Here is a 6,683-nt window from a genome sequence, read left to right as displayed (position 1 = left end):
GGGCGGGACGGGGTCCGGTGGCACCGGCGGTTCGGGCGGCTCGAGCGGCAACACGCTGACCTGGCGCTATGAGGCGCAACCTGTTGCGGCCGACAGGGCGAGCTTCCTGGCGCTGGTCAACAGTGAAGGCGCGAAGGGCTATCGGTATCTGGGTGACTACTTCTACGCTTCGGGCGCCGGCGGCACGCAATCGATCTTCGTGAACGACGGCACCGTGCAGACCTATACGTACCAGCTGCAGACGGCGCCGGCCGACATGACGTCCTTCGTCAATGCGGCCAACGCGCAAGGGGCGAGCGGCTACCGCTACGAAGGACCGCTCACTTACGGCGATCTCTATCGCAAGGATGGCGGTTCGTCTGCCACCTACACGTATACGACGACGGGCCTGCCGGCCGATGCGAACGCGTTCCTCACACAGGCGAACGGGCAGGGCCAGTCGGGCTACTGGTTCCTCGGCCCGATGATGGTGGGCGCCGTGCAGGCGAACGTGTACATGAAGAACAACGCGTCGAATGCGACCTACACGTACGACGCGCTGGCGCCGACGTCGAGCGTCAGCGACTTCATCGCACAGGCCAATAGCGAAGGGACGAAGGGTTATCGCGCGAAGGGCGGGATGGCATTCGGCACGGCGATCTCGTGGATCTACGTGAAGGACCAGACGCAGTCGCCGACCTTCTCGTACCAGTCGGCTGCGATCCAGTCGACCGGCGCGAGCTTCGTGCAGCAAGCCAATACGTTCGGTGCGCAGGGCGCTGCGTATCTGAGCGATATCGCGCTCGGCGTTTCCTCGCCGGTGATGGCGTCGTTCTATTTCACGCCGAAGAACTGCACCGGCTTCCTGTGCACGACGCTAGATCCGCTCACACAGAACTGAGCGGGCGCGTTGCGCGCTGCTGCATCGCGCGGGTCGTTCCGTCGAGCATGATCCGCATGCATTGAATCGAGTGCCTCAGGTGCGCCGCATCCGTGGACGCATCTTTTGCCGCCGGCTCACCGGTGGCATTTCAATTTGTACGTGTGTCGGTGTGGGGCACCGAGGGCATCGAGTGCGAACTGTCTCGAAAAGCACCGTCACCCGTTACGAAAAATTTCGCTATACGCGCTCAACGCCGGCGCCCCGCCCAGATGCGCATACAGCACCTTCGACCCCGGCTCGAATTCCCCAAGCCTTACCTTGTCGATCATCCCGTGCATCGATTTCCCTTCGTAGACGGGGTCGGTCAGCATGCCTTCCAGCCGTGCGCATAGGCGAATCGCTTCCAGCGTGCCATCGCTCGGCAAGCCATACTCGGGACCGCCATACCGCGTATCGAGCACGACATCTTGTTCGACGATATCGCGGCCGAGACTGACCAGCTCGGCCGTATGCCGCGCGATGCGTGTGATCTGTTCGCGCGTCTGCTCCGGTTTCGCCGATGCATCGATACCGATCACGCGATCGGCACGCCCGTCGGCCGCGAAGCCGACCACCATGCCCGCCTGCGTGCTGCCCGTCACCGAGCACACGACGACGTAGTCGAATTTGAAGCCGAGCTGTGCCTCCTGCGCGCGCACTTCTTCGGCGAACCCGACGAACCCGAGCCCGCCGAGCGGATGCTCGGAACAGCCAGCCGGAATCGGATACGGCTGGCCGCCCGCCTGCCGCACGCTTTCCATCGCTTCTTCCCAGCTTCGGCGAATGCCGATGTCAAAACCGTCCGCCACGAGCCGCACGTCGGCGCCCATCATCCTCGACAACTGGATATTGCCGACGCGGTCATACGCGGGATCGTCGAAGTTGACCCAATGCTCCTGCACGAGCACGCATTTCATCCCGAGATGCGCGGCGACGGCCGCGACCTGCCGCGTCTGGTTGGACTGGACGCCGCCGATCGACACGAGCGTGTCCGCGCCCTGCGCGAGCGCGTCGGGGATCAGGTATTCGAGCTTGCGGGTCTTGTTGCCGCCGAACGCGAGGCCGCTGTTGCAGTCCTCGCGCTTCGCGTACAGCTCGACCTTGCCGCCGAGGTGTGCGCTCAGGCGTTTCAGCGGCTGGATCGGAGTGGGGCCGAACGTCAGCGGATAACGGGGGAAGCGTTGCAGGTTCATCGAATCTGTCTCTGGAAAGGCGGGGGTTGCCCGGGAATCGGTGCGCTCGGGAGGAGCCGGCGCGCCGTCTCCCGATGAAAAAATGATAGGCCTGCAGGCGAGAAATGAGCTTGCGAAATAAATATCGTCGGCCTACGTTGATAACGAATCGAACATCAATCGAGCAATTCCGATTCGAAAAAATGGGGAATGACGCAATGAAATTAAGTGAACGCTCGTCGACGTCGGCCGATGCCGCGCCCGCGCTCGATCGCATCGATCGCGCGATCCTCAGGCAGCTTCAGCAGGACGCGTCGATTTCGAACGTGAGCCTCGCGGCCAAGGTGAAGCTGAGCGCGCCGGCGTGCCTGCGGCGCGTCGAGCGGCTCAAGGAGATGGGGATGATTCGCGGGATCGTCGCGCTGCTCGATCCGAAGCCGCTCGGGGCCGGCATGCTCGTCGTGATCGGCTTCGTACTCGACCGCTCGACGCCGGAGGCGTTCGCCGCGTTCGAGAAGGCCGCGCAGAAGGTATCGGGGTGTGTCGAATGCCACGTCGTGACCGGCGAATTCGACTACTTCATGCTGGTGCGCACGCGCGACAACGAGAGCTTCAACCGGCTGCACGCGGAGCAACTGATCTATCTGCCGGGCGTGCGTCAGGTGCGGTCATTCATGGTGCTGAAGGAGATTCTGTCGACGCATGTGCTGCCGGTGTAGCGCGGCGCGGCGTCGATTTCCGGCGGCGACGGCTATGCCATTTGGATAATGGAAAATTCCCGATTGAGAGAGTACAATGGGAGAATTAATTAACCCATTCGGGAGTCGTCATGACGGCAACCTCATCTGCGAGCCGCCAGCCGGCCAAGCGGGCGGCCGCTTCCCGCGCCGCAAAGGCAGCGGGCAGCGCGAACGGTCTGGGTACGGGCAAGGGCGATTTCGACACCTTTCGCCGGATGGCGCCGATGTCGCAGCGGCGCACGATCGCCGATGGATTCGACGCGGCCATCATCGAGCGCGTGGCGCGCGAGTTGCTCGGGGTGCCGGTTCAAACCCTCTTGAATGCGCTGAGCCTGCCCAGTTCGACCATTCTGCGAAAAATCGCCAAGCACGATCGGCTGTCGCAAGGCGAGTCCGATCGCGTGGCGCGCGTGCTCTATGTGCTGGATCTCGCCACCGATCTGTTCGAGGATGGCAAGCGCGCAGCGGAGTGGATGAGCCGGGCGAACGCGGAGCTTGACGGTTTGAAGCCGATTGAAGTGCTCGACGTGCAGCCTGGCTACGACCGTGTGCGGGATATTCTGAACCGTGCACAGTTCGGGGTCGCTGCGTGAGGCTGTACCGTCTCGCGAAAGAACGAAAGGGCCGCTATCTGGCGGACGACCTGAGCGGGAACGGTGCGGCGATCACGGGGGGCCGCTGGAATCCTCGCGGCATGCGCGTGCTGTACACCTGCTGCCATGCGTCGACGTCGTTGCTGGAGGCGCTCGTTCATCTGTCCGGCTTGCTTCCCGCAGGCGGATTTTTCCTGGTGACGCTCGACGTGCCCGACACCGTCCACGACGACGCGTACCAGCCGAACCTGCCGGACGATTGGGCGGCATTGTCACGGGATCCGGAGTCGACTGCCCGGATCGGGCAGGCCTGGCTTGAAGCGGGCGAGCAGCTGGCGATGCGCGTGCCGTCAGTCGTCTGCCCGACCGACTTCAATTTGCTGCTGAACCCGATGCATGCGGATTTTGCGTCGAGTGTGAAAGTCGTCGGCAAAGAAGCGTTCGCGCTGGACCCCCGTCTCTTCGGCTAGGCGATCGACTCGCGCTGGTCGAAGAGCTGCCGTTGGCCGCCGTCCGTTCGTATCGCCCGATCAGCGTTGCCATGGCGCGAGGTCCGACCGCGGAGCCTTGCCGAGCCGTTCGCGCGCCGCGCGCACCGCATCGGCGCCGACTTCGCCTTCATCCGCCAGCGCCTTCAACGCAGCGAGCACGATGCTCGCGCGATCGACCTCGAAGAACGCACGCAACGCATCGCGTGTGTCGCTGCGTCCGAACCCGTCGGTGCCGAGCGTCACGTAGCGGCGCGGTATGTACGCGCGGATCAGTTCGGGCACCGCGCGCACGTAATCGGTCGCGGCGATCACCGGCCCGCGCGATGCGGCGAGCACCTGCGCGACGTATGGCACGACCGGTGCGTCGTCGAGGCGGAACAGCCGTTCGGCCTCCATCCCGTCGCGGTGCAGTTCGGTAAAGCTCGTGACGCTCCACACGGCCGCGTCGATTCCCCAGTCGTCCTTCAGCATCCGTTGCGCGGCGATGACTTCGCCGAGGATCGCGCCCGCGCCGAGCAACTGCACCCGCGTGCTCGCGTGCGATTCCGCCGACAGCGGATACATCCCCTTCAGCACGCCTTCGCGCAATGCCGACGCATCGCCGCCGGGCATCGACGGCTGCGCGTAGTTCTCGTTCGTGACCGTCACGTAATAGAACACGTCGCGCTGCGCTTCGACCATCTCGCGCATGCCGGCATCGACGATCATCGCGACTTCATACGCGAACGCCGGATCGTACGCACGGCAGTTCGGAATCGTCGACGCGGCGAGATGGCTGCTGCCGTCCTGGTGCTGCAGCCCCTCGCCGCCGAGCGTGGTGCGCCCGGACGTCGCGCCGACGAGGAAGCCGCGCGAGCGCTGGTCGGCCGCGGCCCAGATCAGGTCGCCGATGCGCTGGAAACCGAACATCGAGTAGTAGATGTAGAGCGGCAGCATCGGCAGATCGTGCACGCTGTACGACGTCGCGGCCGCGATCCACGACGAGATCGCGCCCGCTTCCGAAATGCCTTCCTCGAGAATCTGGCCGCGCGTGTCCTCGCGGTAGTAGAGCATCGAGCCGAGATCCTCCGGCTCGTAGCGCTGGCCGAACGGCGAGTAGATGCCGACTTGTCGGAACAGGCTGGCCATGCCGAACGTGCGCGCCTCGTCGGCGACGATCGGCACGACGCGCGAACCGATGTCGCGATCCTTGATCAGCGCGGCGAGCATGCGCACGAGCGCCATCGTCGTCGACATCTCGCGGCCGGCCGCGTCCAGCGCGAACGCTCCCCAGGCCGGCATCGAAGGGACGGTCAGCCCCTTCGACGCCACTCTCCGCCTTCTGGGCAGATAGCCTCCCAGGGCAGCCCGGCGTGCATGCAGGTAACGCATTTCCGGGCTGTCTTCCGCTGGCTTGTAAAACTTCAACTGTTCGACGTCGCTGTCCGACAGCGGCAACCGGAAGCGGTCGCGAAACGCCTTCAGATCGTCGACGTCGAGCTTCTTCTGCTGATGGGTCGTCATCCGGCCCTGGCCGGCGGCGCCCATCCCGTAACCCTTCATCGTCTTCGCGAAAATCACGGTCGGCTGGCCGCGGTGCGCGAGTGCGCGTGCATACGCCGCGTGCAGCTTGCGCGCGTCGTGGCCGCCGCGGCGCAGGCGGTCGATCTCCGCGTCGGTGAGCTGTGCGGCGAGCGCTTCGAGCGCAGGGTCCTGGCTGAAGAATCGCGCGCGGTTGTATGCGCCGTCGTTCGCGGAGAAGGTCTGGAACTGGCCGTCGACCGTCTCGGCGAACGCACGGGCGAGGGCGCCCGCGTGATCGCGTGCGAACAGCGGATCCCAGTCGGAGCCCCACAGCACCTTGATCGTGTTCCAGCCGGCGCCCGCGAACTGCGCTTCGAGTTCGTCGATCACGCGGCCGTTGCCGCGCACCGGGCCGTCGAGCCGCTGCAGGTTGCAATTGATCACGAACACGAGATTGTCGAGCCCCTCGCGGGCGGCGAGCGACAGCGCGCCGAGCGATTCGGGTTCGTCCATCTCGCCGTCGCCGAAGAAGCCCCACACGGTGCGGCCCGCGGTGTTCGCGAGGCCGCGATGCTGCAGGTAGCGCATGAAGCGCGCCTGGTAGATCGCGTTGATCGGGCCGATGCCCATCGAGCCGGTCGGGAACTGCCAGAAATCGGGCATCAGCCACGGGTGCGGATACGAGCACAGGCCCGGGCCGGCGATTTCGCGGCGGTAATGCTTCAGGTGATCCTCGGTGAGGAAGCCTTCGAGGTATGCGCGCGCGTAGACGCCCGGCGACGAATGCGGCTGGAAGTACACGAGATCGCCGCCGGCCGCGCCGGATGCGTCGCCGCTCGCGGGCGCCGCCGCGCGGAAGAAGTGGTTGAAGCCGGTTTCGAACAGGTCGGACGCCGACGCATAGCTCGCGATGTGGCCGCCGAGTTCGCCGTACGCGCGGTTCGCGCGCACCACCATCGCGAGCGCGTTCCAGCGCAGCGCCGCCGACAGCCGTTCCTCTAGATCGAGGTCGCCCGGATACGGCGGCTGCTCGGCGAGCGGAATCGTGTTCAGGTAGCGTGTGACGGGCGTGCGCGGCGACGCGAGGCCGCTCGCGCGCGCATGCTCGGCGAGGCGGTCGAACAGGTATTGCGCGCGGTCGCGGCCGACGTGCGCGACCACCGCATCGAGTGCGTCGAGCCATTCGGCGGTTTCTTCCGGGTCCGCATCGACGCGCGCGAGGGCCGCGCGCTGCGCGTGTTCGATACCGTTCGACAGATCCGTCATGTGAGTCTCCCGCGCGC

6 protein-coding genes are annotated in these 6,683 nt (G+C 65.6%); 4 read left to right on the top strand and 2 right to left on the bottom strand.

The genetic code is table 11. The features are described 5' to 3' along the window. Positions 1-880, top strand: an 880-nt coding sequence (locus tag C4B30_RS33775; RefSeq protein WP_105133620.1) for a hypothetical protein, incomplete at its 5' end; no start/stop codon positions are given. Positions 881-1,077: 197 nt separating this feature from the next. Here C4B30_RS33775 and C4B30_RS33770 read toward each other — a convergent pair. After that, positions 1,078-2,094 carry a 1-aminocyclopropane-1-carboxylate deaminase gene (locus C4B30_RS33770; protein ID WP_105133619.1) on the bottom strand — a complete coding sequence of 339 codons (1,017 nt, stop codon included), beginning with the start codon at positions 2,092-2,094 and terminating at the stop codon, positions 1,078-1,080. A 197-nt stretch (positions 2,095-2,291) separates the two neighbouring features. Here C4B30_RS33770 and C4B30_RS33765 point away from each other — a divergent pair, with 197 nt between their 5' ends. The 3 genes from C4B30_RS33765 to C4B30_RS33755 all read left to right on the top strand — a co-directional run bounded on the left by C4B30_RS33765 (position 2,292) and on the right by C4B30_RS33755 (position 3,876). Further along, positions 2,292-2,792 carry an Lrp/AsnC family transcriptional regulator gene (locus tag C4B30_RS33765; RefSeq protein WP_105133618.1) on the top strand — a complete coding sequence of 167 codons (501 nt, stop codon included), beginning with the start codon at positions 2,292-2,294 and terminating at the stop codon, positions 2,790-2,792. A gap of 110 nt (positions 2,793-2,902) precedes the next feature. Next, complete coding sequence (gene parS, locus C4B30_RS33760) at positions 2,903-3,406, top strand: type II RES/Xre toxin-antitoxin system antitoxin (RefSeq protein WP_199779103.1); 504 nt, start codon at positions 2,903-2,905, stop codon at positions 3,404-3,406. Then, positions 3,403-3,876 carry an RES family NAD+ phosphorylase gene (locus tag C4B30_RS33755; protein WP_089501123.1) on the top strand — a complete coding sequence of 158 codons (474 nt, stop codon included), beginning with the start codon at positions 3,403-3,405 and terminating at the stop codon, positions 3,874-3,876. Before parS ends, C4B30_RS33755 begins: the two co-directional genes overlap by 4 nt. 60 nt (positions 3,877-3,936) lie before the next feature. Here C4B30_RS33755 and mdeB read toward each other — a convergent pair whose 3' ends face one another. Continuing rightward, a complete protein-coding gene (gene mdeB, locus C4B30_RS33750; protein WP_105133616.1) occupies positions 3,937-6,666 on the bottom strand; it encodes an alpha-ketoglutarate dehydrogenase in 2,730 nt (909 codons plus the stop codon). Between the last annotated feature and the right edge of the window lie 17 nt (positions 6,667-6,683).

Source organism: Burkholderia sp. BE12, from assembly GCF_002959955.1.
GTDB lineage: Bacteria > Pseudomonadota > Gammaproteobacteria > Burkholderiales > Burkholderiaceae > Burkholderia.
Note: the sequence above shows the minus strand (reverse complement) of the source record. Positions and strands in the feature narration are given on the sequence as shown.